Source organism: Streptomyces sp. MB09-02B (genome assembly GCF_033794485.1).
In the GTDB taxonomy this organism is placed as follows: Bacteria; Actinomycetota; Actinomycetes; order Streptomycetales; family Streptomycetaceae; genus Streptomyces.
In genome coordinates this window covers 1-656 of the sequence record NZ_JARGEE010000989.1, presented here as the reverse complement: position 1 = coordinate 656, position 656 = coordinate 1, and the positions used below count along the sequence as shown (strand labels likewise).

Here is a 656-nt window from a genome sequence, read left to right as displayed (position 1 = left end):
CCCCGCCCCCACCGCAACAGACCCCCCAGGTTGCGATCTGATGACCGACAACACCCGCCACCAGGCCATCAGTGACAGAGTGGGGCGTATGACCACCAGTCCAGAGGAAGCCCAGCCCACCGCCGTCCCCTACGGCACGCCCGACGCGCCCCGCATCGCCGTACGCGGCGAAGCCCGCCTCGACGTCGACCCCGAGATAGCCCGCATCGGAGTCACCGTCCTCGCCCGCGGGAAGGACCGGCGCGCCGCCCTCGACGACCTCACCCGCCGCAACACCACCGTCCTCGACCTGGTCAAAACCTACGGCGAAGCCGTCGAACGACTCGAGACCGGCGCCTTCTCCATCACCCCCGAACTCAAGGAGAAGGGCCGAGGCGAACGCATCCAGGCCTACCACGGCCGCGTCCACATCACCGCCGACCTCACCGACTTCACCGCCCTCGGCGAACTCACCACCCGCCTCGCCGACCTCGACCTCACCCGCGTCGACGGCCCCTGGTGGTCCCTCCGCCCCGACTCACCCGCCCACAGGAAAGCCAGACAGAAAGCAGTCACCGAAGCCGTCCAACGCGCCCGCGAATACGCCGAAGCCCTCGGCACCACCCTCGCCGCCCTCGTCGAACTCGCCGACATCGGCGCCGAAGCCCCCCAACCCC

1 protein-coding gene is annotated in these 656 nt (G+C 70.1%); it reads left to right on the top strand.

Annotation, left to right across the window (positions count from 1 at the left end):
- Window positions 1–88 precede the first annotated feature (88 nt).
- The coding region (locus P1P70_RS45500; protein WP_319248468.1) for an SIMPL domain-containing protein at window positions 89–656 on the top strand (568 nt) is incomplete at its 3' end.